This is a genomic window from Chryseobacterium sp. HNCC26DJ239, assembly GCF_057180445.1.
This window is the reverse complement of sequence record NZ_JBXUGJ010000002.1, coordinates 128,773-153,981: the sequence shown is the minus strand read 5'-3', so window position 1 is coordinate 153,981 and position 25,209 is coordinate 128,773. Positions and strand designations below refer to the sequence as shown.

The 25,209-nt window shown below is 34.5% G+C and carries 21 protein-coding genes; all 21 read right to left on the bottom strand.

What is annotated here, in order from left to right; translation table 11 throughout:
* Nucleotides 1–3: 3 nt before the first annotated feature.
* Nucleotides 4–2,709 (bottom strand): hypothetical protein, encoded by a 2,706-nt coding sequence (locus AC2A1D_RS04355; RefSeq protein WP_484042438.1) that lies wholly within the window; start codon nucleotides 2,707–2,709, stop codon nucleotides 4–6.
* Between the two features lie 16 nt (nucleotides 2,710–2,725).
* A complete protein-coding gene (locus tag AC2A1D_RS04350; RefSeq protein ID WP_484042437.1) occupies nucleotides 2,726–3,205 on the bottom strand; it encodes a DUF4280 domain-containing protein in 480 nt (159 codons plus the stop codon).
* 15 nt (nucleotides 3,206–3,220) lie between these two features.
* Entirely contained in the window at nucleotides 3,221–4,282 is a 1,062-nt protein-coding gene (locus AC2A1D_RS04345; RefSeq protein WP_484042436.1) for a LysM peptidoglycan-binding domain-containing protein, read from the bottom strand.
* 29 nt (nucleotides 4,283–4,311) lie between these two features.
* Nucleotides 4,312–4,740: a GPW/gp25 family protein gene (locus tag AC2A1D_RS04340; RefSeq protein WP_484042435.1), complete on the bottom strand. Its 429-nt coding sequence runs from the start codon at nucleotides 4,738–4,740 to the stop codon at nucleotides 4,312–4,314.
* Between the two features lie 17 nt (nucleotides 4,741–4,757).
* Nucleotides 4,758–5,459, bottom strand: a complete 702-nt coding sequence (locus tag AC2A1D_RS04335) for a hypothetical protein (protein ID WP_484042434.1) — start codon at nucleotides 5,457–5,459, stop codon at nucleotides 4,758–4,760.
* 17 nt (nucleotides 5,460–5,476) lie between these two features.
* A complete protein-coding gene (locus tag AC2A1D_RS04330; RefSeq protein ID WP_484042433.1) occupies nucleotides 5,477–6,088 on the bottom strand; it encodes a hypothetical protein in 612 nt (203 codons plus the stop codon).
* A gap of 26 nt (nucleotides 6,089–6,114) precedes the next feature.
* Nucleotides 6,115–6,471: a hypothetical protein gene (locus tag AC2A1D_RS04325; RefSeq protein WP_484042432.1), complete on the bottom strand. Its 357-nt coding sequence runs from the start codon at nucleotides 6,469–6,471 to the stop codon at nucleotides 6,115–6,117.
* 79 nt (nucleotides 6,472–6,550) lie between these two features.
* Nucleotides 6,551–7,063 (bottom strand): type VI secretion system TssO, encoded by a 513-nt coding sequence (tssO, locus tag AC2A1D_RS04320; protein ID WP_484042431.1) that lies wholly within the window; start codon nucleotides 7,061–7,063, stop codon nucleotides 6,551–6,553.
* Nucleotides 7,064–7,096: 33 nt separating this feature from the next.
* Nucleotides 7,097–8,257: a type VI secretion system baseplate subunit TssK gene (gene tssK, locus AC2A1D_RS04315; protein WP_484042430.1), complete on the bottom strand. Its 1,161-nt coding sequence runs from the start codon at nucleotides 8,255–8,257 to the stop codon at nucleotides 7,097–7,099.
* A gap of 12 nt (nucleotides 8,258–8,269) precedes the next feature.
* Nucleotides 8,270–9,235, bottom strand: a complete 966-nt coding sequence (locus AC2A1D_RS04310; protein ID WP_484042429.1) for a TssN family type VI secretion system protein — start codon at nucleotides 9,233–9,235, stop codon at nucleotides 8,270–8,272.
* Nucleotides 9,232–10,170 (bottom strand): type VI secretion system baseplate subunit TssG, encoded by a 939-nt coding sequence (locus AC2A1D_RS04305; protein WP_484042428.1) that lies wholly within the window; start codon nucleotides 10,168–10,170, stop codon nucleotides 9,232–9,234. The genes AC2A1D_RS04310 and AC2A1D_RS04305 overlap by 4 nt, the downstream gene beginning before the upstream one ends.
* A complete protein-coding gene (locus AC2A1D_RS04300) occupies nucleotides 10,171–10,818 on the bottom strand; it encodes an NlpC/P60 family protein (RefSeq protein ID WP_484042427.1) in 648 nt (215 codons plus the stop codon).
* 238 nt (nucleotides 10,819–11,056) lie between these two features.
* Nucleotides 11,057–13,525 carry an AAA family ATPase gene (locus AC2A1D_RS04295; RefSeq protein WP_484042426.1) on the bottom strand — a complete coding sequence of 823 codons (2,469 nt, stop codon included), beginning with the start codon at nucleotides 13,523–13,525 and terminating at the stop codon, nucleotides 11,057–11,059.
* 27 nt (nucleotides 13,526–13,552) lie between these two features.
* Nucleotides 13,553–14,266, bottom strand: coding sequence for a PKD domain-containing protein (locus AC2A1D_RS04290; protein WP_484042425.1), 714 nt, complete (start codon nucleotides 14,264–14,266; stop codon nucleotides 13,553–13,555).
* A gap of 53 nt (nucleotides 14,267–14,319) precedes the next feature.
* Nucleotides 14,320–14,667, bottom strand: a complete 348-nt coding sequence (locus AC2A1D_RS04285) for a PKD domain-containing protein (RefSeq protein WP_484042424.1) — start codon at nucleotides 14,665–14,667, stop codon at nucleotides 14,320–14,322.
* A gap of 57 nt (nucleotides 14,668–14,724) precedes the next feature.
* Complete coding sequence (locus AC2A1D_RS04280; protein ID WP_484042423.1) at nucleotides 14,725–19,932, bottom strand: Eco57I restriction-modification methylase domain-containing protein; 5,208 nt, start codon at nucleotides 19,930–19,932, stop codon at nucleotides 14,725–14,727.
* Between the two features lie 4 nt (nucleotides 19,933–19,936).
* Entirely contained in the window at nucleotides 19,937–20,617 is a 681-nt protein-coding gene (locus AC2A1D_RS04275; protein WP_484042422.1) for a hypothetical protein, read from the bottom strand.
* 69 nt (nucleotides 20,618–20,686) lie between these two features.
* Nucleotides 20,687–21,439 (bottom strand): hypothetical protein, encoded by a 753-nt coding sequence (locus AC2A1D_RS04270; protein ID WP_484042421.1) that lies wholly within the window; start codon nucleotides 21,437–21,439, stop codon nucleotides 20,687–20,689.
* 207 nt (nucleotides 21,440–21,646) lie between these two features.
* A complete protein-coding gene (locus AC2A1D_RS04265; protein ID WP_484042420.1) occupies nucleotides 21,647–22,351 on the bottom strand; it encodes a hypothetical protein in 705 nt (234 codons plus the stop codon).
* Nucleotides 22,341–23,216 carry a M23 family metallopeptidase gene (locus AC2A1D_RS04260; protein ID WP_484042419.1) on the bottom strand — a complete coding sequence of 292 codons (876 nt, stop codon included), beginning with the start codon at nucleotides 23,214–23,216 and terminating at the stop codon, nucleotides 22,341–22,343. Before AC2A1D_RS04260 ends, AC2A1D_RS04265 begins: the two co-directional genes overlap by 11 nt.
* 1 nt (nucleotide 23,217) lies before the next feature.
* Nucleotides 23,218–25,209: a type IV secretion system DNA-binding domain-containing protein gene (locus tag AC2A1D_RS04255; RefSeq protein ID WP_484042418.1), complete on the bottom strand. Its 1,992-nt coding sequence runs from the start codon at nucleotides 25,207–25,209 to the stop codon at nucleotides 23,218–23,220.

The following is a 25,209-nucleotide window of genomic DNA, read 5'->3' as shown; positions in this document are numbered from 1 at the left end:
TAATTATCTATAACCTAAATGGAAATGATCTTGGTGAACATTCATCGCTTTTCCAATCGTGTTTTTGATTCCTTTTTTATATGCATAATTTTTAATAAATTTCCATTTTACACCTACAGATAGTACATTTTCTAATTCTGTAACAAATGCAGCTTCATCTTTATAAGATTTCATAGCATCTCTCCAAAAAGTTTGACCTCCATTTGAACTTCCAGGATATCTAATATCTACATCATTTCCTGCTAATTGATGACCTGAATGCCCTATATTTCTTCCATCATTTGCCGAAATATCATTAAAATATAGAGTTTTTCTGTATCCATTCTGAGGTAATGAGTAGAAGAAACCTAATAGTGCAGCACATACTTTTTCATTAACCCAATTATCGCCGCCTTTATCTCTATTTCCAAATCTTCCCCAATTAGGACCTGATTCAGGAAAAGGTAATAAATTGTGGCTATTTTTTGTTATTGCATAAGTTTTTATTTTAGAACCATTTTTATATACATTATATTCATAATCTTTGCTTTCAGTATTAGTCATCACTTTCTTAACTTCAAACAAGTCTACATTAATATCATATTGATTTTTATCTCCTTTTTTAATATCATCCTTCTTTCCATATTTACACTCATTTATTTTAAAAACTTTAGAGGTTATTTCATCGAAAGCCTTTTTCTTTGGAACATGGTTTATAGATTCATTTCTTTTATTGAAAACATCATTTCCAACAATTGCGCTTACTTTATCTACATCAGTACAACCATTTGCTATTTTTGGCATGCCTCCTCTATGTAAATACCCCATAGATGTAAGGACAGCCAACTCCATATTGATTCCTACCTTTTCAAAATCTTTTATGATATCAATTTTTAGATATTTTAGGGAATAAGCATTCATATTTGTATAATTTGTTCTACCCGTCAATTGCACCATTCCTCTACCACGATAATTCCACCCATCATCGCCACCTTTATTCCCAAGTCTTGTACTGTATGCTGTATTAGCTATCATTTTTACATTAGCTGCTTGAAAGTTTAGATTTGTTTTATTATATTTAGTCTTTAATAATTGAATATTTTTTTTGTCAATTCTGCCATAGTTAAAGGCTAAATCATTAGGAATAATATGCCCATTTCTATCTTTAGACTGGAAGGCTTTAAAAGGGACAGCAGGTAACGCTTCTACAGCATAATTCATAATTTCCCCATTTTTCAAATTCAAAGCATCCCCAGATTCTATTTTTGCCTGTGCAAAAAAATGCGCTTTATTCCAACAAGTGTTCATTCCTAATTGTTTCATATACTTGTTATAAGTATCTGCTACACTTTTTCGTTTAGAAGCATCTGCATTAGGAAAAATAGTTTTTAGATCTTCTGCTGTTATGGGTTTCTCACAATTCGGACATTTATTATTTGATTGCCCTTTTTGGTTATTACCTTTCACCACCGCTTTACTCCTCCCTGTTTCTATTTTCTTGGGTGGTGCTTTTTCATCTACATTGATGACCTCAGAGTCTATGCTTTGTCCTGCGTATTCTACTTCTAAGAAAAGCTCTTGCTCGCTTCCTTCTTTCCAATCGTCGCCTTTGTCTTGCATGGCTTGGGTAAGCGGTAAGTTGATAAAACTTTCGTCTCCTGCCAAAATGTAATTATGCTCGAATACCAACTGATTACTGATATCATCTTCCCATACTTTCAACTTTACGGTTCTGTCTTTCATGTTTTGTGCGGTAATTTTCACAATTACGTTTGTTCCATATTTTGCATGCTGTAAAGGTCTGCCTGCAAAATCTACAAAAGAAACCTCTTTTATCTTTCCTTTAGCATCTAGAGTTTTAGTTTTCGCTTTTGGCGTGATCGGTTTTTTATAGGTTTCCTTTTTAGGAGCAGGAGCGGGAGGTGTTGCTTTTTTGTTGGGTTGCTTTGGGTTGGTTTTAGGATTAGTGGGTGCAGTTTTTGTTTCGTGATTATTATTTGCTGTTGTCGGGTTTGGATTGTAGGAGGGATTTTTTAGATTTACATTGTTACTGGCTTCCAATTTTCCGAAATATTCTGCTGTTACATAATATTCGTGGGTTTTGCCTTCTGTTTTGTCTCCTTTGGCTACTTGCATATTAGCAACCATAGATGCCATGGTATATTGCGCCATATTAAACCTTGCTTCTGCAATGCCCTTTTTTACTTTTGCCAGTACAGGAAATGTATTGATTTTATTAACTTGGTTTGTTTTGCTATGTCCTGCTCCCTTAGCATCGTCTTCCCAAAGAGTAAAAAATAAGTTCTCTCCTTCCATATCGGTGCAATAGGCTTTGGCATATAAAATATCTGCATAACTCAAAGGTTTGGTTACTTTATGTTTATTGACATCTAGAAGTTCAATCTTATTTATTTTGGGTTGCTTGGCTGGCTTTGTTTTTAGAATAAGTTCGCCTTTATCATTTCCTTTGGTTACAACTAATTTTATTCCTTTTCTGGTAAGGCTTTTTTGGTTGAAGGTATAACTTACGGTATCTCCTGTTTTGGTATTGCCGTCAGTTTTTCTCCAATTACCTCTTTCCAAAACATGGATTTCCCAATGAGCCACTTCTTGCTGATTTCCAAAAGCCGGAGACTGAATTGTAGGAATCTCAAATGCTTTGAAAATGCTATATTGTTGAGGTGTCCCTATTTCTGGATTTTGATTGCCTAATATGCTGATTTTTCCCATTGTGTTTGTATTTCTTTTATGAATAGAAGTCGTCACCATCCAAGTCATCCACAAATTCATCTAAATCTACCAGTGGATTGATCTGGTTGTGGATTACAGCATTACTATTCTTAAAATTCTGTTTACTGAGTTCGGCTTTTTGACCGTGATCCATTACTTTTATTTTTCCACCAACAGCACATTGTAGTTCTGAGATTTCTGTAAGACAACTTTTTCCCATTACTTTTACATTTTCATAGGTTTTCGTCCATTTCCCTGCTGCAGAAAAACTGCACGGTTGGTTGTTTTTCAACGCACAATTCCCAAACGGAATTGCTACAGGATTGAACTGAATATCATCTTCCGTAACTGCCAAGTAATCCGCATTACCGCTATCGTCATTCCAATAGTGTTTTTGATGACTGGTTACTTTAAAATTAGGGAATTTAGAGCCTTTATCACATATTGCTTTTCCTTTCTGGATTACAAAATGCTTATTTTCGTGTTCATTAGACATGTTTTTTTATTTTTTTCAACTTTCAATGGTGTTTATTTCTACTTGTATTATTTCTTCTTCATAAAAATTGGTTTTAAGTTCAATTTTCGCTTCCTTCAATATTTTATCATTAATATCTAAGATATAGCTCCCCTCTATGTAAGATTCTAATACTTCTTCATTTTCCTCTTGCGTGTTCTCTTCATCTGGCTTCCATTTGGCAAGTATTTGTTGCGGAGTTCTAAGATCAATACAATAGGCTTTTTGTTCAATCTGGATTTCATCCTCTGTAATTTGCATTTCCATAGTGTCTTGATAACGTATTTTGTAGGTGTGAAAATTTCGCTCATTATCGTAAATTCCGTTCTCATATTTTACATAGGGAGCAAAGAAAAACTGTAGAAACAGATCGTTTAAGATATGTTTACTTAGTCCTTCATTCATAGATTCATCCATCACTTTGATGTATTTAAGAGAATACGCATCTGAGTAAAAATTCTTTATTTTGTTTTTTAGGTTTTCCCAGCGTTTTCTAATTTCTTTTAAGTTGGTAATTATATGTGGTTTAGCGTAATTTTGTTCCAAAGAAAATTCTAAAGGATATAAAAATTGAATTGCTTCTAATGCCAAATCATTCAGTTTTGTATCAGGTTCTTTGTCATTGATGAGATATTTTCCTTTTTTATACTCTAAAATAGGAAGGTTATTCTCATCTTTGTCTATACACCTGCAACAAACATCAAAACTTATTTTTTCTGAAACACCATTTTTAGAATTTTCTACAGTTACCCTATATTGTTTTTTTATGGCAAAAACATCTGGGTAGAGAATGGTGTTTTTTAGATGATTTTGTTCCAGTTGCTTTTTCTCTTTTCTTTTCTTATTTTGATCTTCTATTATGCTATCAATATCAGTTTTTTCAGGAATAAAAATCTCCTGTCCAGCAAAAACAACATTACCTATATGATTACTATTTTTTGGAGCATTTTGATTATGGAAATATCGCAACATTTCTGCATTTGGAATGTCATATTTAGAAACAATATCTTCTAGTGTTTCTCCTTTTTGTACGATGTGTGTTCTTATATATAATGACATTTTTTATTTCTTTACTTAGCCGTTTTGATTTAATACGACAGCGGTCCTACAAAGAAGGAATTACTGAAAGTAAAAGGTCGATTAGTTTCCAATATCAGTCCTTTAATAGCAAGGGTTACTTTCTTTTTCATCTTTCTTTTTCCAAATGTTCCCAGGTTATAATCGTGTACGGAAACTTCAACATTCTCCAATGTTAGTCGTTTTTCGTGCCTTATTACAGAAATTTTCAAAGTTTCCGAAATCAGTTCTTTCAGCATATTGTCACTCTTCATCAAATCAAAATCCATTTCCCATATTTCGGTGCCATAGGTCTCATCAAATTTACATTCGCCTAAAGCTGTGGTTGCAAGTAGGAAAATGTGCTGACGAATGGAGGTCTCCAACGTGACCTTTTCAGCATCTTTTTTTTCGATTAAAGACTCAAAATCCAGTGGTAAATTATAATAAACTCCTTTCATTATTACTTCAATATTTTTTAGATATACATTACTTTTTTGATCTTCCCTTTGTTGTCGTATTCAAAATTCTTAGGCACTTTTTTTCTTTTAATGAGATGAAGTTCCACTTTGGGAGTAAGCTTTAAAAATTTTTCACGAAAGAGAATGTCTCCAATAAAGCTCTTTCCGCCATCATTATCCACAATCATAAAATATTGATTGATATGCTCTGGCTTAGCAAACTCATTAATATCTCCCGCATACAGCATTACTTTTTGTCCATTTTTTTCTAACTCATAGGTTAATAGGTCGTGAGTTAATTTTCGATGTCGTGAAATATCAAATTTTTCAATGTCTTCTACCTGAGGTTCAAAAGCAATAGTGTCATACAGAAAAGAGGTTTTATCAAAACGCTTGAACCCAAAAAATGACAAAAAATTTTTCTTAGTCTTGCTTTTAACGAAACCAAGGGTGTCTCTTGTTACCTGATACGCTTCGGTTTCCTCAGTTTTGTCATCGGTTAAAGTGAGTTTGTAAGTAGGAACTTCAATTTCCTTTTCGCCTATTTTAAGAGAAACACTTCCTGCTTCCTGATCTGAGATAATAAGGGTGATGGTGTGTGTGTTTAAAACAGAATCGGTACGTACTACAACACCTTCTTCTCCGTTCCCTCCGTAAAATGGAGAGCCGGAATTATTGGTCATTCCTAAATTGAGATTAAGCTCTGGTAGTGGACTCATTGTTCTCTGGTTATTCGTTATCGGTTGATGGGTGCTGTTTTTGGCTCTGGATTTGCGATTTTATCCTCTCTTTTCTTCTTTTTCACTTTCACTTCATCGGTTTTTTTAATCTTATAAGCAGACAGACAGTCAATATAATGGTGGATGTCCTGATTTTGAACCTCACTTACATACATCTCATAATTCTTTTTGTAGGTATATATTTTGATTAAGGAGATTTCATTATCTTTTAATTTCTGAAGTTCTTTCTTTTTCATCTGCTTTGCGAAGAAAGCTTCGCAGTTAAGCGGATACTCATTTTTTAAAGTGATCACTTCTCCTGATTTAAAATAGACATCTACATTTTTGTCTTTTTTAATGCATATATTATCTGCCAATATCTTCAAGTACAAATAGATCTTGTTTTTCCTTTTTCCAAACTGAATGGTTGTGTAAGTAAATTCATCATTATTAACCCTCAACTGGAGTGAAGGAGTGCTGGCAAAAAAACGCTTGTCCAATCTTTGCTTTGTCTGTGTGATACCACAATCGAAATGCGCAAATTCCAGAGAATCGGTTGATTGCTTTTGAGCTTTTAAGGACATTCCCAGAAATAAGATAAACAAGAAGAAAATTTTAGTGAATTTCATAGATGAATCCGATTTTTCTTTAAATTCTAATTTAGATTTATATCATAGACATCTTTAATCCAAATATGATTTAAAAGATACGGAGAAAGGTATTCTTCTATTTTTTTCATAATTGTTTGTAAATCTGCCACTCTGATATATGTTCTGTTGTTAATGATGTGCTTGCCTATTGTTAGATCTTTGGATATGAAATCAGGGGTACTTATCTTCCAAGGATGTTTTGAATAAGCCCAGCTTACACCAAACTCGTCTTTTAAATAAACATACCCATAATCGTACATTGCCACTATAAGAAATTTATTGGGTAGATTTAACTGTATTTCTACGTTATCTTTTATAAAATCTATTTCTTCCTTATATTGAGAATTGAATAAATCTATCATTTATATTGACTTTTATTTGTTTTATAATGACCTGTGTTTTCATTAACTGAATACTGATGTAGAAACAACAACCTGATTTTTACTGAGCCTGATACAATTGCCTGCAAACATCCAAATCGGTTTTCATCTTATCATACTCTTCTTTCAACGTTTTATTAATGGTGCTCAAGCTGTCCATTAATGCCTGATTTCCTGAAAGCTGCTTTATCTGTTTTTTAGCATCAATCAAATCTTTATAGGTCATAATGGTATTGTTGTACATATTTTTGTTCTTTAGAGTATCTTTCGGGAGTTGCTTGTACATATCTGCCAAAATAGAGAGTCCCAATTTTTCATTAAAAAAATCGTTTTGTCCAGGAACTCCGATAGAGTCTACCGCTAATTTTACTTTTTCCAACTGAAAAGAAAATTTTTCCTGAGTCTCCATTTCTTTTTTCATTTTAGCATTTTCCGTTTTCAAAAGGCTGTTTTCCTTAAACGGAAAATAGGCGTTAAAGAAAACTGCAGTAATAAGGACGGCAACGGTAATGAGAAAAAACAACACAAAAAACCAATAAGCACTTCTTCGTTGTGTTTTATTTAAAACTTCCATATCAATAGGTTAGGGTTTTGAATTTATAGTATTTTAATCTGCTAAGAATGTACGGCTTCTCTTTGCGTGGATAACAGCGTCTCTTTCATCTGTGTTTTCAGAAACGAAAATACTTCCATCTCTTTTCTTGCCAATATAATCCAGTCTGCTTAACACAGCGTACAGATCTTCCAGTGTTTTCATAAACTTTTTTACTTTAGCAATCACCACATCCATCTGATTGTGAACGTAATCGGTATTAATGGCTTCCGTGAAAATAATTTCAAAATCTCCCTGGCTTACATTGCACCATTCAGCGAAATAATTTAGCAACTCTTCTTTTCCGGTACCAGAACGTGCATCAATAAAATTTTTCAGTACCCTTGCCAGAGCAACAACCGATACCAGCATTTCGGCAGGTGAAGAATGAGGAGACAGCCAACGGAGTTTATTGATTTCCATCCCCAGATAATTCAGGGTTTTGTCTGCCATCAATTCCATCATCATTGCCAGTGCATTGTTCTGCTTTTTTGCATATATTTTTTGAGCAATCTGTACCGCATACTGCTCAATCTGCCCATAAAAACGATCAATCTCGGTGTGTAATTCCTGAAGCTTTTGATGACTGGAAACCGTCACACAAGGAGGAATGTAATTTTCATCAATCTTAGACTCGCCAGATTTCACCAGTATTTTACCGATGGTAAGATAATGAGTACCGAATCCTACGGTATTTTTAAGCTCATCTTCCGGGATAAGATTCAATGTATATTCGGGAAGGGTATACGGATACCTTGGCGGGTTTTCTTCGGGGTCTGGTTCACCATAGGGATTTCTTTTGAAAGGATTGACCGAAATACACGCCAATAAAACAGCTTCCTCATTGTCTTTCAGCTCTCTTACCGCTTCCGGATAAGAAATGGAAAGACTGAGATTTTCTGATGTTCCTTCTCCGATTTCTATTCTAGAACCGTTAGGAGTAATGGCGTGGCATTCTTCTACTTTTATTCGCAAAAGTTTATGATTATCAATAATTAAATTGATTTTAACCGGATCTTTTACAGGCAATAAGCCATAACCAATCATTGAAGTATGAACTCCCACTGCATCCCGTACAGAATCGCTTACAAAATTTTGTACTTCTGTGAAATGGGTTTTATTAATTTTCATCCCGTCTATCCAGTTTACGGGAAAATGTTTTAATTTTTCTATCATAGTGCTTTTAGTTTACTCGCTTATTACTCGTTCATTGTCCTTTTTTTGATCGTATTCAAAATCTGTCTTTTGGATTGTATTATTTTCACCTAACATCTGATCTGTCCTCATACAGAAAACCACACTGTTTTCTTCAATACCGTTCATATAAAGTGTCAGTTTAGGGTCAATATATTTTGTTGTTTCATACCATTTAGGTTGTAAAAAGAAGACCCAGTCAAAAAGACCGTTTTCATCCTCAATCTGTATCTCTACACCGGGATGACGGTCATTATAATCCAGCACGAAATTGTAAAATAATCTCCCAAAATCTATTCTGGTAGGTCCTTTGGCTCGGTAAACACTGTATTTAGTCGATTCTTTGTCTTTTTCCATCAATAATGTAAATACGACCAGATCTCTCATTTCTTCATCACTTACACCTGCAGCTTCTTTGTAATTCTCTGGAAACTGCCAGGTAACATATACTTTAGGAGGAATGTTCATCGCACGGTTAAAAGTATCGTTAAGGAAAGTTGGAATAAAAAATACGATGAAATGTCCCAGCATCAGATAAACCAGATCAGTTCCATTCAGAAATGTGTAAATGAGCATGAAAGGAACCGAGGCAAAACATACTGACAATAAGGCAAACAAATATTCATTGACAGGTTTTTTAGAACTGAATTTTTCAAAATACCCCCTGTAAGCATAGCAATGAATAATTCCTATAATAAGGGAGCATATTTGATAAAACACAAACTCATACAAATTATTATCCTGCAAAAGCCTATTATATCCCAGTAAAGCAATAATGGCATATACAAAAGCAAACGAAAACAGATAAATATAAAATTTAGATCGATACTTTTCTTTAAAATCAGACGTTTTTTGTGAAAATATCATACTTAAGATGATACACAATGCAATGACCACAAGCACGATGATCAGCAATTGTGGATCGAATAAATTGGTGAAATATTTCTTTATTTTGTTCATATATTCGTATTATAACCCAAAACGGGTGCTTCTGTAGTATTAAATTCAAAGTTCTGTCTATTCTTCGGAAGAAGAATAAGCGTTTTAATTTCAACTTCCAACGGAAAGAAATGTTCATAAAACATTTCTGTAAATTTCTTTTTATTGCCATCGTGGATAAAATCAGTAAAAGAAGATTTTTCCAAAGGTCCAATCTTAATATCCAGATGGCGAGAATAATCGTCATAACGGGTTCCTGTAATACTATCCAGACCCAGACGGGTCTCACCCAATGAAATACCCTGACTCTCATCTGCATATTCCTGATAATCCCTATCATTTACAACTACGGATTCTTCCAGCAGAACAGAAAGAATATGAGCAGCAAGTGGAATATTTCCTACGATTTTATACGCAAAGGGTAATAACCTTATAAATTTAGAAACCAATAAAGGTGGAAAATCACGTTCAATATTCCAGAAATCATAAAACATTTCTGGAGCTTCACTTCCGTTAAGTCCATACAAAAATTCATTTTCAAAATTTTCTGTACTTACTCCAAACCTGAACATTTCGTTTTCAAAGGGCTGAAAAAATTTCCTTGCAGATCTTTGTTGCTTCTTCTGGTTTTTATATTCCCGAATCATCACATCTACATCCTTTTCAAGAGAGTCGTTTTTGGAAGCGTGGGTTGTCCCTTCCGGAAGGAGGTCGTATATGCTATCCCTGGACAAATCCAAATTCAGCATTTGAATGGCTTCAAAATTATAATCTACGACTTTGGAATCCAATACATCGAAACGGTAAGCTCTTGAGAATTGACCCTCTTTATTAATGACATATTGTTCCTCAGATATATCTTTATTCTCTTGCAGATTGTTAACAATAACTTCAGCCCTAACATCGTATTGAAGCGTTCTGATAACATTGGCTATATAGTTCAAATGATCCATCATCTATTGTTTTTCTTTTAACCTTCCCGCCGCAATAAAACGAAGCTGAAAGTATTCGTCGTTAAAATCATAAATGTTAAGACCTTGAGCTGTACACGCTAGAATCCTGTCGTTATGAAGATAAATTCCCACATCAGAAATGGGATGGAATTTATCATAGCGGAAGAAAACGATATCTCCTTCTTTTAAAAAAGTTCTTCCCGTAAAAAGCTGAATTGATTTGGACCGAAAGATTCCGTCCGGAGTTTTCGGAAAGGTTTCTTTATAAATATCACTGTATAAAGCCTGAACAAAATACGATGCTTCAACACCTACTTGCTTTTCTAATGTTTGTTTCTTATATGGAGTGCCTATCCATTCATCCAGATAAGAATACAGTTTATAATCCTTGATCTCCTTTGGCATTACCTCCAAAATAATGGAATACTTTTCTTTGATTTTTAGAACACCATCACTGAGACCCTCTGGATTATCGTCGATCACTGAATAATTGAGATCTGATTGATCTTTTTGTTTGTGAACGGTTTGAGAAAACGAGTCTGACGAATAATTATAGGGAATTTCTTTAATATACTTTTTACTACCACATGAAAATACAGTGATATAGAATATCAAATGTAGGACTATATAAAATAGTTTATTAAATTTCATCAAATTTGGGTTTTAACAAATGTAGCGATTTATCTGTAAAATATTATCAATTAAGAAACTTTTAGACTTAAAATCAACTAAAAACACAGCGAATGGTCGAGATAAATAAATATAACCATTTTTATTTGTTTAAGTATTTCACATTATCTCAGTCATATAAAATGTATATTTTTTAAATTAATAGTAGTTTGCAATCAATAATTAAACTTTATTGCAATTAATGTAATCTTTTGTTTCGTCATAATTTTCTCCAGATCAAGTCTTTATCTGCCAATGAAACTTCTACTGAATCACCTTCTTTAAAATCTCCGGCAACGATTTTTTTCGCCAAAGGTCTTCTTAATCTTCCACGGATAACGCCTTTTAAAGGTCGAGCCCCGTATTTAATGTCGTAACCTTCTGTAGATAGATATTCTTTCGCTTCTTGACTGATGATGAGTTCAATATTCAGGTTTTTAGCCAAATCCAGCAATTCTTTTTTAAGATGAATTTCAAAAATTTTCAGAGCATTGTCCCTACTGATCGGGGCAAATGGAATGGTTTCTGTTAATCTTCCCAAAAATTCTGGGCGGAAGAAACGGCTCATCATTTCCAATAGTTTTGAAGATGGAGGGATTTCTCCCTTTCCGAAGGATTCTACAATAAAATCAGAACCGATATTGGACGTAAATAATATAATGGCATTAGAAAAATCGCCTTCTTTGCCTAATCTGTCGTGCAGTTTTCCCTCATCCATAATCTGCAAAAAGACATCGAAAACCGATGCGTGCGCTTTTTCAATTTCATCAAAAAGCACAATAGAATATGGCTTTTGTCTTATTTTATTAACAAGCAAGCCACCTTCTTCATAACCTACATAGCCCGGAGGCGCACCATATAGAAGTGCTGCGGAATGTTCTTCCTTAAATTCGGACATATCGAAACGAATAATAGCATTTTCGTCCTGAAAAAGAAATTCTGCCAGCGATTTTGCCAATTCTGTTTTTCCGGTTCCGGTAGGTCCCAAAAAGAAAAAAGAACCAATTGGCTGTCCGGCTTTACTCAGTCCAGAGCGGGTTTCTAAAACCGCTTCAGAAACTATTGTTATTGCGTGGTCTTGCCCAACAACTCTTCGAGCAAGGACACCTTCCATCTCGTTGAGTTTTTGCTTTTCTTCCTCTTTTAGTTTTCCAATCGGGATATTGGTTTTTTGAGATATAATTAATCCTAAATCAAATTCGGTAATATGCGTTCTTTTTTCCTGAGCTATTTTTTCGGTTTTCTCTATCAGTTCCCGGGAAAATTTTAAGACTTCTTCTGTATTTTGAAATTTTGGAAGTTCATTTTCTTCCTGCTGCTCATCTGCCGTACTGATCAGGTATCTGGTTTTTGCAATAAGATCTTTCAGTAACCAGTCTGCGTGCATTCTTCGCTCGTCTTCCGTATAATTCTTCGTGTTGTCTTCAAGATGGATAATTTTTGTCACCAAATGGTTTCTTTCTTTTAAAAAAGATTCTCCCGCGGTTTTAAGAACAGACATCGTATGATCTATTAAATCAATTGCAGATGCGGGCAGGCTTTTCTCTTTCATATATCTTTTGGAAAGACGGATAGCCTCGTTCATTGTATCATCATCTATCGTGATTTTATGATGAATCTGGTATTCTTCTAATGTTTGTTTCAGCATTCTGAAGTGCATTTCATCATCGGTTTCTTCAAGCTTTAAAAGCTCGAACATACCTGCCAAGCCCTGTTCTTTTTCTATTTTTTTGGTATATTCCTCAATCGTGGAAGTGGATATAATGGTAAGTCCGTTGGATAACTCACTTTTCAACAGATTCACAATACCGGAATCCGATCCTTGACTTCCAAATAAAGAATGAAATTCTTCAATGATCAACACTGCTTTTGGAACAGTTTTGATTTCTAAAGCAATATTTTTGATACGATCCTCAATCTCTCCTTTATAAGACGCTCCTGCAACCAAAGCTCCCATATCCAACTCAAAAATCTCCAGCCCAGAGAGAATATCGGGGATTTGTTTTAATAAAACTTTCTGAATAAAACCTTCTATCAATGCAGTTTTTCCTACACCGTGATCGCCGATAATTAATACATTTTGTTTGCTGAAACGACAGAGGATTTCGGTGATTTTATTGATTTCGGTATCTCTACCCACCAAAAGCTCTTTTTTGTTCTTCTTTTTAACTTGTTCTTTCTTGTTGATGCAATATTTTTGTAAAAATCCTTTGCTTGTTTTTTTAGATGAATCTAACTGTAAATTTTCCTCCGATCCTCCAAATGCAGATACTTCTTTTATCAGTTCGTTTCGGGTTACCGGAAAGGTTTTCATTTGGTCAAAATTAAATGCCACTCCTGGCGAACTAATGGCAACCATTACCGCAAAAAGAGAAATTTCTTCTTCTGCCAGTAATTCTCTAACGGCATCTGCCTCTGCAAATATCTCATCTATAATTTCATCAGGGTCACAAGAGTATCTGTTGGGTGACTTTGGAAGCTCTTCTATACGTACTTCTGCCCATTCTTCTAAATAAAAAACATCAACTCCTAATGATTCTAATTGCTTTAACAGAGATAAATCTCTGTTGAGCATTGCTTTTAGGAGATGTGATCCCGAATAATAGGCATTAAGATTTTCTCGTCCTATTTTTTGAGCAATATTGAGTGCTTTTGTTACCTCTTGATTGTAGGTATTGGTTTGATTCATCTTAAATGTTTTGTGTTTTTTTAGTTTTTATTCTTTCATCCAAATCAAATATTTTTTGACCTTATACTGGATATTGATATTCTGAATACAGTTATGAGCGTCTTTATTTAGGCGTAATGCTGTGATTTTTATTTTTTTTCCTGCAATATTCTGACAGAACTGTTCAAATGGAATTAACTTCTTATCATTCGCTACAACAGGAATATCATACTTTTCACAGAGATAATCTTTAAAATCATCTTTTGTTTTTGCCTGCGCAGCCACCTGGTTAAGCAATAACTGAAATTGCTCATTGGAGATTTCCGGGGCTTTTTTTACCGCAATTACAGAATCTTTTTTGGATTTTGTTTTAGGAGAAACTGGAATATATTGCAACATATCAACCAACGGATCTTTTTGCGCACTTCCTATTGGTAATGAAAACGTAGAATGTGGTTTCTCAAACTCGTATGATTTAATATCAATTTTCTGCTTTGCCTTAATGTTCTTTGGAGCGACATAGATTGTTTTAACAGCGGTATGCTCTACATCTCCATTAACAATTAGAGTGATTTTTTTATCTCCTGTAGTTTTGAAACGATAAACTGGGGATTTTCCCAGCGCATCAGTATTGGCAGTTTCACCAAAACTCCATTCCCACGATTCACCTCCTTCTTTTTCTGCGTTGAAATATATAGGATCTCCTACTGTTGCGACATCAGGAGCCATAATAATCGGAAGATAGCCTGTCTGCTGACTCATGCTGGTAATGGTCACTGATTTTTCGTGAACGCAGTTTCCATTAATTTTGAGTTTTACAATGTATTCTCCCGGCTTTTTATAATAATGAATGTACGCTGTCTTCTGTCTATTGCTGTACTATCACCAAAATCCCATTCCCAGGAAGTGGCTCCTTTGGTATTGTCATTGAATTCGACAACTTTATTGACAATGTATTCGTCTGCATGAATGTAATAATTAGCATTTTCACAATCTACATGACGAAAGTATTGGTATAATAAAAAAAGGAAACTCAGAAGCAGGATGATTCCAAAGCTTGCGTAAATTCTAGGGTCAATATTTGGTAAGAAATTGACATTCTTTTTCTTCATTTGTTTTTTTGCGTTTCCTACAAATATATTTACGATTTTCTTTTCACGCAAATTTTTTTGAATTATTTCATATAGAATATCAGTAAAATGAGAAATTTTCTTTCTGGATTATCTTTTTCTGCGAGAATATTTTTCAGATTCTTCTCTCAAGTTACTTTCCATTGCCTTCAAAAGATTGTTCTTCAAAGTTCTGTGAGGTTCTTTGTTTGTAAATAATTCAAGATTCTCCGTTTCTCTTTCTTTTACATAGTCACGGTTTATAGCGCTTTTCAGCGATTCTTCTTTTTCTAATTTGTATTGAGCGATTAATTTTTTTCTTAGCTCTGATAGGTTTTCTATCTGTAAGTCCAGCTCTTTGATTTTGGCTTCGGTGATTTCAGTTTGCTTTTCTATTTCTATAACATTTATACCTTTTGCTACCAGTTCAGAACTCGCGATTTTCCCTTTTTTATAATACTCATACTTTCTCGACATAAAAGCACTATCTGCAAGAAATTTATTCTTTTCACTTTCAATTCGCTTTTTCATCAGTTCAATCTCGATATTGGCTCTGGTTTCAGGATTGGTGATGATGGATGTTTTGAGTTCCTGAGTGTCAATATCCGAAATATCAATGACATCTGCACCTTTCTTCATCGCTTCTAAATATCTTGCTTGTTTAGCCTGTAATTTCTGAAGCATAAAAACATCTATGCTGTCATTGGTCAGCATAAAGTTTATTCTGATATTTTCGTGGTGATTTCCTTGTCTCCAAGCTCGACCTTCGGTTTGGCGAAGCGATGTGAAATTATACGGCAAAGTCAATAAGTATAAATCTGAGGTGTTTTCCTGAAGGTTCATTCCTTCCTGAATGGCTTCACTTCCAATAACGATTTTTATTTTTCCGGAATTGAAATCATCCTGAATTTTCAGCCGATTGGTTTTGCTTGTTGCTCCGGTAATTATTCCGACTTCTTCAGGTTTGTAGCCAACTTCCTGCAAAAGATATTCTTTGAGTTTCGGAAATTCTTCTACAGCCAGTTCAGAATAAATAAGTTGTCCAGATTCGGGAATGTCTTTTTTATTCTGAAGAATTAAACTCATTGTTTCATTTAATTTTGGAGAATTTTCAACAAACTCTTTTACAGTAGGCGTTTCGCCATCGTAGTAGGGAGAAAGATAAGGCGATATGGCAATTTTTCGTGCATTTAAAATGTGAGTAAGAATCGCTCCTTTTTCGCCTTCGTTAAAGTTTTCGGTTAATACATCGTATTGTTCTTGGGTAAGGTCATTCTGCTCAATCTTATATTCTTTGTTGATTTTGTTCGGACGAACCAACTCAGGATTATCTTCTTCTCCTTTAATGTCAATAAATTCTGATAAAAGCTGTTGAAAAAGAGAATTATTTTTAAACCTTCTGACGTTGGTTTTGAATTTCACATCGCCTTTTGCATCAATCTCCATATCGTTATCCGCTTCCATAAAGGTTTCAAAGAAAGTATTGACATTGAAATATCCCGATTCTTCTAATCTTTTATTAGCAATTAATGAGAGAATCGAATAATATTCTAAAGGTTTGTTCGTGAATGGCGTGGCAGAAAGTAAAGTAACATTTCTTCCGTTATTTTGTTCCTGAATGTATTGTGCAGCCATCCATGTATTAATGCCCAATTTTGAAGTTTGTTGATTCTGACTGCGGAAATCCGAAGCGAAACGACGGTCTTCAATTCTCACTTTTCCGATGATGTGATTGGCATTGTGAGCTTCGTCAAAAGTCAAATGGTCGAATCCGAAATCTTTCCAATCATAGACTTTTCCACGCTTCATTTTCCCCTGCATCTCCTTATCCTTTTCCAGTTCTTTCTGAAAATCCCTTTCGGAATTTGTAATTCCTTTGAGTTCGCTTGAAGAGATATAATTGAATCGGGAAGCCAATCGTTCTGTAATTTCTTGAGAGAAACCAATATTATTGAAGCCTTCGTAGGTTACAAGGGTGATTTCTCCGTCCTTATTATCAAATTTTGATAAATCGTACTCTCTACCGAGATTTCCTAGTACGTTTACTTTCGCATCGGGAACGGTTTCAAAAATCGTATCTACCCATTGTTTGAGAATGCTATTATTTGGAACAACAATCAATGGTCTTGATGCATTTCCCCGTTCCATTGCTTCGTACATCGAAAGTATTCCCGATAAGGTTTTTCCGAATCCGACTTCGTGAGCCAGAAGCCCAACACCTTTTGTTGTCATTCTTCCGATTCCTGCTTTCTGCACTTCGGTTAAATGCAAATCTTTTCCTTTAAAGTTTCGGTAAATTTTTGAAAATAGTGGAAATTTAGAGTAATCGGGAACGTGAATATTGTTGTAATTCCTGTTGAAGTCTTTTACAAAACGTTTCCTCAAATCTTCCGATAATTCTTCACGGAGAAATTTGCTAAATAAATCGTTGGCTGCTTCCTTTCTTCTTTCTCGGATGAGGGCATTTCGCTCTTTATCGCTTCCTGTTACCGTTTCGTTATCTACAAATTGTCTGACTTCCCAAGAAGATGAACCCGCAAAAGCTTCAGACGGAAGATCACGGACAAAATCTTTGAATTTATCTGCAAGACTGTAACTTTCAGTGACTGCTTCTTGTTGTCTTGAAGCTTGATTATACCGCAATTTCTCCACAGTTCCCAAATGAAATTGATGAACAAACTCGTGATTGGGACTGATGATAATTTCGTCTAAAGATTTTAGCTTAGGTAGAATACTTTCTAATAATGCTTTCTGTTTTTCGTATTGATTTTCTGTTCCACCAATGGCAAACTTATCTTTGAAATCAATTTCAAGCTGTTCTAATTTTTTGTAAATATTTCCTTCAGCATAATAAAAATCGTGAACCCATCGTCCATCAATGTAATTCGCAAATTTATAGTGTTCACCGTAATTATTGAGTGTTCCGTCATAACCGGTATCTTTGAAAGCATTGATGAGTTCCTGTGGAATGTCAGAACTATTCTGCAAAGAGGCAGGAACAATGGTATCCTCTTTTTTGAATTGATATTTGAGAATACCTGGTTTTATATCCGGTTGATTCTGAATTTTGTATTCTTCATTTTTCGCATAATTTCTTTCCAGTATTTTTTCTGCATTCTTAAAAAGCGTATTCAGTTGCTCTGAGGAAAGAGTGTCTACTGATGTTTTATACTTTTCATATTTTCGGATTTCAGCATTGACGGCGGGAGATTTGAATTTAATATCATTGAGCGTTTGCAGAACTTCAATAACTTTGTTTTGAGCATTTGTAAGCAAAATTTTTCTGTTCTGTCTTTTATCCGAAATAACGGTTTGTATTTTTTCTTCTGTTCTGATTGAGGGTGAAGCACCTTCAACTTCCTTACTCTTATCATTATCAGCAAAAAGATCTTCAAAAAGATTTCCGATTCTTTCGGTGTTTTTTTGAGATCGGATTTTTTCAATTTGAAGCAAAGCATCATCCAAATTCCCATAAACATAAGTTTCCATTCTTCCGAACTGATTGCTTCTTTCTTTCATTTCGCCCAAAACCCTATCCTTATTTTGATCAAAATAACCGGAAATATCCTGAGCTTGGTTGTGGGTGTTTTTCTTAAGAATGATGATGTCGGTTCCAATTTTTGTTCCTGCAAAAACTCCTGAAGGCAACCTAAATGCATTGGTTATCTCAACACCGTTTAAGTTTTTCTGTCTGTTCAGCCACGCAGAAGGAAGAACCATTGCCAAAGTTCCGCCATCCTTTAGTACATCAACACTTCGTTTTACAAAATAATCTTCGTATTTGGATATATGGGGTTCTTCTCCTAAACCTTTGTAATAGCCTCTGTGGTCACCATAAGGCGGATTACCAATAATAAGGTCATATCTGTTTTTAAATTCTTCGGGATTGGTTTTGATGCCTGTTTCCCCAATAAATTCGGTTTCAAAGGAACGCAGGTTGATACTCACTTCAGGATGAAAAATTTTGGCAATTTTTGCGGTAGTTTCATTGATTTCAAAGGCAGAAACTTCACTTTTCACATCAAGTCGTTTTATAGCGTAAACAAAATTTCCTGTTCCGATGCTCGGCTCTAAAACGCTGATGTAATTTTTGCCTTTAAGTTCGTCTTTAAGGAGATTTCGAATAGCATCGACAATTTTGGAGTCGGTGTAATATTCATCGAGTATTCCACGACCTTTTTTATATGTTCCACCGGATTTGTATTGGTTACAGATGTTCTTTAAATCATCGGTGATAATTAGGTTTTCTCTGAGATGAATTTTTTGATCATCAGAAACAAAGCAGGCTGCGGAAATGACTTCCGCAACCTGTTCATTGGTGAGCTTTTGCTCTTTATATTGTAAAATAAGAGCATCTAATTCTTGTAGACCTGTCGTTGAAGCTAATATTCCGCCCAGGGAATATTCTCTTTCTTCATTTTTTCGAACATCATTTTGTTGTGGGCTAATTGAGGATCTTCCTGCTTGTCCTCCTCCCAAATTGCTCCGCTCTGGGTCTGCAAGTCCATTTCCAGCATTGTTGTTGCCCACATTTTGTCCTCCAATGTAATTTCCGTTTTGGACGGATTGGCTTTCCTCGAAAGATTTTCCAGCGTCTTGTCGAGATGTTCCTGATTCCACCTGCTGAGTTTCGGAAACTGCTCCGGATTTAATTCCAGTGTTTTCATCTTTTGAAATATTTAAGGTACTAAAACTAGCAATTTTCTGTTCATTACGGAGTTTGTTTCTCAAATAATGATTCAGATTGCTGTTTCCGGATTCTGAAATGTTATAAAAAGAACGTACATCCCGAACATTTCTGCATTCAAAAAAATTTGAAATCTTTCGGGTCAAAGCATTTCCTGTAGCATTTCCACTCAAACCAAGCATTACTTTTCCGTCAAAATTTTTGTACTGCTCGAAAAGAAAATCCACATTTTCAGCAGAATGCAGTGTGATTAAGGTTCGGCTGTTCTTCCTGTTTTCCATTTCCAAAAGCCTTAGAAAAGAAAGGGTATCCAAAGCATTTTCAAAAACAACCATTTCGTTTTTGCTTCCTTTGATTTCTGAAATACCGGATTTGCCGATCAAATGATGGTTCTGCGGATGCAGAATTTCAAATCCTCCGGAATGATTGGGCATAGCGATGCCGAGATACTTTTTTCTTGAGTATTCGTAATAAATCTGCAAAGTATTCTGATGAATGAGATTTTTTGAAATCCCTTTTTCTGCAAAATAGTCCGTGAGTTTATATTTGTTAGGGTTTATTTGACTGATGATTCTTGCAGAAATTTGATTCTCTTTACTCGCTTCATCTTCTTGTTTCGGAAAATCAATCATACCATTACTTTTTTTTCCTGCTTTCGACGAAGTGATTAAATCGGAATAGCTCTTCGGCTTCCGAATCCCGGTTTTTTCTTGGAATCAGCTGAAGAGACACAAAAATATCTTTCTTTTTATCATAAGAATCTATTCTTTCAATTCTACCGTGATACTCTTTTCCAACCTCCTTGTATAGCGAATACGGCAGAATGGTATCCGTTGGATAAATATAATATCGGGTATAATTCCACGGTGAATTAATTTCAAAACGGTTGAAATTTTTTTTGAAAAGCACCGTGTCACTTAATTTACGGCGGTTTCTGTAATTGATTATCGGGTCTTTTGTGAAAATAGCTCCGTTTTTTTTAGTATAAACCAAAGTTGGTTTTTGTCTTTTTTGTATTTCTGATAAAACCGCTGAAGCATTGTCATTTTCTAAATCATAAAAGACCGAATCTTTGATGAAATAAGTAGCTCTTGTCATTTCTGGAAATTCCAAATCGGGAATCAATTCGATAATGGAATCATTCTGATAATTGAGTTTTGAAACGTGGAAAGTCTGCATTTTGTTTAGTCCATTGGAAGCATCAAAATACACATTGGAAATGATGTCGATGCCGCCTTTTTCGGATTTTATTTCTTTGTGACAAGAAATTAAAAATATTGTAAGAATGGAGAGTATAAATGGTGATTTTACTTTCATTTTAATTCATTTTAAAAAAAGCGGCAAATCATTAGACGTACCGCTTTCAGATTAGGTTCAGGTGGTATTTTATCGTTTAATGCTTTGCTCTTTCACATTGTTTTTTTCGTGCTTATTGTCTTGTTCCAGACCTTCCAACGGTTTGTTGGTATTAATTCTGTTCATATCATTGTCATATAAATTAAGGTTTTTGTATTGCGGATTTAGAACGGCTTTTCCTTCTACAACCTGGTCTTCCAATTCAAATTTTACTTTCACAACATTGCCTTTTTCTAACGATTTAATAGTATCTGCTTTGAACTCTGGCTTATCGAAAATGAGGTTGGATTTTTCTACGATTTCTGCGGTATCAACACCGTAATTTTTGTAAAAAGTTTGAAAGCTGTAGTTGCCGTACTGATTTTTTTCTTCGCCCAAATTCAGTTTTACAAAAGCAGGTTCTCTCTCATTGGTTTTCGGATTGTCAAACTCTATTTTCACAGAACGACCCTCTAAAAGATTAATCGCTTCTTTTGCCGTGAAGGAATCATCCCTCGAAACTCTGAAATTTTGAGAAACAGATTCTCCTTTTTCGTTGGTTAGATTGGCATCATAAGAGTTCAGAAAAATTCCGCCTTTTTCGGTTTTGCTGTACTTCAGCGTAAAATCTGCTTTGTTTCCGGGTAAGGCTTTGTCCGAAGTGGTTTTGACTTCGAACTGCTGCTTTTTGGAATTAATGCCTTTTTCCAAATCTTTGTGGAGCTTCTCATCTTCTCCGAAACCAAGATACTTTAGCTGGATTTTTAGATACTGTGTTTGGTCAAATTCTTTTTGTGTTTCCATAATGTTTGGGGTTTGATTATTAATATGTATTTTTTGATGATTTTCTTTAAATTCATCTGATGAAAAAAGATCGTTGAACTTTAGATTGTTTTCTTACCAATCTAATTGTTGGGCACTCTTCTGATTTTTACTATCCAATTCTTCAAATCGGAACGGTTCATTATCCATGATATTTTTACATTAATTTTAAAAGAAATTCAAGTTGGTTTATCTCCTAAATTTTCGTGATTTCTCTTGTTCCTCCTCCTGTTCTTCGGTTTCCTCTCTTATCCGATTCGCATCCTGATGCAAATCGGGGTCATTGACATTCAATTGAACGTTTGATTTTTCTTGTTTTTGAGATTGATTTTGCTTTTCAGAGATTCCAGCAACCGTATTGAATTCTTTAGACACAATATTCAAATCATTCGTAATTTCTTTTGCTATTTCGGGGAACTGAACCATCTTATCTTGCAAAAAAGATTTGAGTTTAAAAAGTTCCGTTTTGTAGCGGTTGAGTTCATCTACATTTTTTTTGTCGGTGATAATTGCGGTGAGTTCTCTACCATTTTTAATGAAATCAAACTCTACAACTTGATTTGTTTCTTTATCGAAAATGAAGGCTTTTTTCTCGAAACTCAATTCATTTACAGATTTAGAAACATTCTTTATCTCAGTGTATTCAATCTGGTTTTTACTATTTTCAAGAATTTCAGAAATGCTTTTATCACGTTCCAAAAAGATGACTTTCAGTTTAGTATTATTATCAGTGAGTTGAAAAGTTGCTCTGTTTTTGTCATTGTCTGCAACGATGGTATATCCGTGTAAAAATTTCTGAATATCATCCGAATTTAGCTTTTTAGAAAAAGAATTATCATTTTCTATTATTCCATATTTCTTTAGTTCGTCTGTTGGTAAGGTGTTAGTGTTCATAATGGTTTGCTATTAAGTTGTTTACTTTTATGAGGTCGTTTAAAAAATGTGAAGGGTTGATGCTTTGTCCAAATTCTTTTACCGAAAAATGCAAATGCGGTCCGGTAGAATTTCCCGAAGTGCCACTTTTTCCAATGATAAAGCCAGCTTTTACTTTTTCTCCTGCTCGATAATACATTTCGGATAAATGCAAATACGAAGTTTCGAAACGGTTAAAATGTTTTACTTTGATGTAATTTCCACCGCCTTTAGAATCCCAACCGGTTGCTGTTATGATTCCATCCATGACTGCATAAACATTTTCGTAATTTGCTTTTAGGTCAATTCCATTGTGCATTTTTTTCGTTCCGAAAATCGGGTGTGTTCTTGCTCCATAGGAAGATGTAATGGTGATTTTGTTTTTAAGAGGCATTACAATTTTTGAAAAAGATGTTGTTGGTTCTTCAACAAAATCAAAGGTATTCATTGATTTTACTGAACTTATTTCATCGGGGTTAGCAATCTTTTTTTTCATCATTCCAATCAAAGAATCTTCAATTTTCTTAAAATCTAATTTCTTGGTTTCTCTTTTTGATAGACTCATCTTGAGCATCACATTTTTTAAAGAATCTATTTGACTCGTTAACCACTTCGTCGAACTTTCGGTTTCATTTTTTAAATCCGATTTTGTGGTAATATTTAAAATTTGTTTCCAAGATTTTTTATCCTTTTTTTGAATTATCTGCTCTTCGAGATTTGATTTTTCAGATACTTTTAGTTTTTCAGATTTTTTTGGTACTGTTGGTATAAGCGTATTGAACTGTGCAAAGAATAAACAACTGTAAAACAGTACCATCAAAGTAAATGTGTATTTTAATTTTTTCATTTTATCCTGCTTTAACATTTTCATTTACAATGAGTTCTACTTCTTTGTTGATTTTTCTAAAGTTGGTCATCAACACTTCTTCTTTTCGGTTGTTTCTTTTTTTGTCTACAAAAGAATAGTAGGAAGGCATTTTTACATAGTTTTTTTCTTCTTCTTGAATGGCTTTCATATCTAAATTGATTTTTCCGCTAATAGCAGATGTTTTGTATTCCTCGGCATCGTTTTCTTCTCCCTGCGCAATCATTCCTACCATTTCTCCTGTTCTTAATGCGGCTATTTTTCCAGCTGGAATCATAAAATCCATCTTTTCGTTAATGCTAGTTGTCGTACCCTGTTGGGAAATGGATTGGGAAAATGATTTCTGTTTGATTTTGCCAAATAGTTTTTCGAGCCACTCCAAGGTGTTTTTATCTCTCGCTGAACCCGATAGAATATTACCCACAATTGCTGAAATAGTATCTGCCACTTCTTTTTTATAGAACTGACGTAATTGCGGAAGTTCCTGAAGACCGAGCAGAACTGCAACTCTGTTGCTTCTGGCAGTGGCTACTACATTGTCAATTTTATGGATGTAGATGGTAGGAAACTCATCAGCAATTATTCCTCCTGGTAAATTGTGTTTGGAATTCACCAAACGTAATGTCCGATTTAGAACAGCTGAATACAAAGCAGAATTAATATCCTGTGTTCCCGGATCTGATGCCAGAATTAGAATGGAAGGATTATCTCTGTCGGTTATTTTCAATTCCACTTCATCTCCGGAGAACACCCAAAAGCTTTCTTTAGTCGCCAGTCGGGAAAGGAAAATTTTAAGCGTTCCAATTTGTCCTTCCAATTGGTCAAAAGCTTTATTTTCATAAGCCGTTTTGAAGGGTGAAAGCAAAGAGAAAATTTCTTCATTGGTAAAAAGCGTGTCAAATATTTCTTTATAGCTTCTATTCATAAAAGAAAGAATATGCGGCAAGTCTGAATATTTTCCGTTTTCTAATTTTGCAAAATAGTAAATGCAGGAAGCCAGAAAATTAATCGCTGATTGAGTAAAAAAAGCTTCTGAACCACCTCCGGAACTAGAACCACCTTTTTGTAAAGATGACACCATTGATTCTGCCATTTCCTGCGCTTCGGCTAAGGTTTGGATGTACTTTTTATGAAAAGGGTTTACTCGTTTTGATTTTTCTACCTCGTTCAGATTGATGACGTGGAAATTGTAATCATAATCAGATTCTTTACTTTTTTTCAATAAATAATGGTAGTATGCAATTTGTGCTAAATCCGGGAATTTAAAATCGTAAATGCATAGGCAAAATCCTTTTGCAATCATCTGTCTTATGGCAGGATTGATTACTCCGAAAGATTTTCCGGAGCCGGGAGTTCCAATAACCATCGTTCCACGGAAAGGATTCAGATTAATCCAACCTTTATTACTTTTGTTTTTGTATCGAAACAAATAAGGAATGTTGATATTGGTATCTGATTTTATCAACTCTTGATTTTGGTCAAACGACTCTTCTTCTACATTCCATCGGTCTTTTCCCATTTTTTGCTGCATCAGTTTAGAAATACTGTCAGCTCCCATTTGAAGAATGACCGCTCCTAAAAAAGAAAGAATAGCATAAATTACCTGATAGAGATTAAATCCGGGAAATACTTTTGGAAGCTTTGTATTTCCTGCCTCATTTTGCCAAACCAACGATGAGAAAATCATCAGCAATCCCAAAACCATAGGAATAACAATTTCTGTTGCAATATTTAAGTCTCTCTTTTTCTTGGCTTTTGTTCCGATAGCAACCAATCCTATCAAAATCAAGGTGGCAAACTTTGCGTTGATTGGCGGATAAATAAAACTCAGCTTTGAAAAATTTTTTAATAAATTTGATAAGATTGGAACATTGGCATTTAGATAAAATAGCGAAGCACAATCTAATGCAACGATTGCATATACTGCTTTTTGTAAAAAGCCATAAATTTTGATTTGATGTTGTTGTTCTTGCAT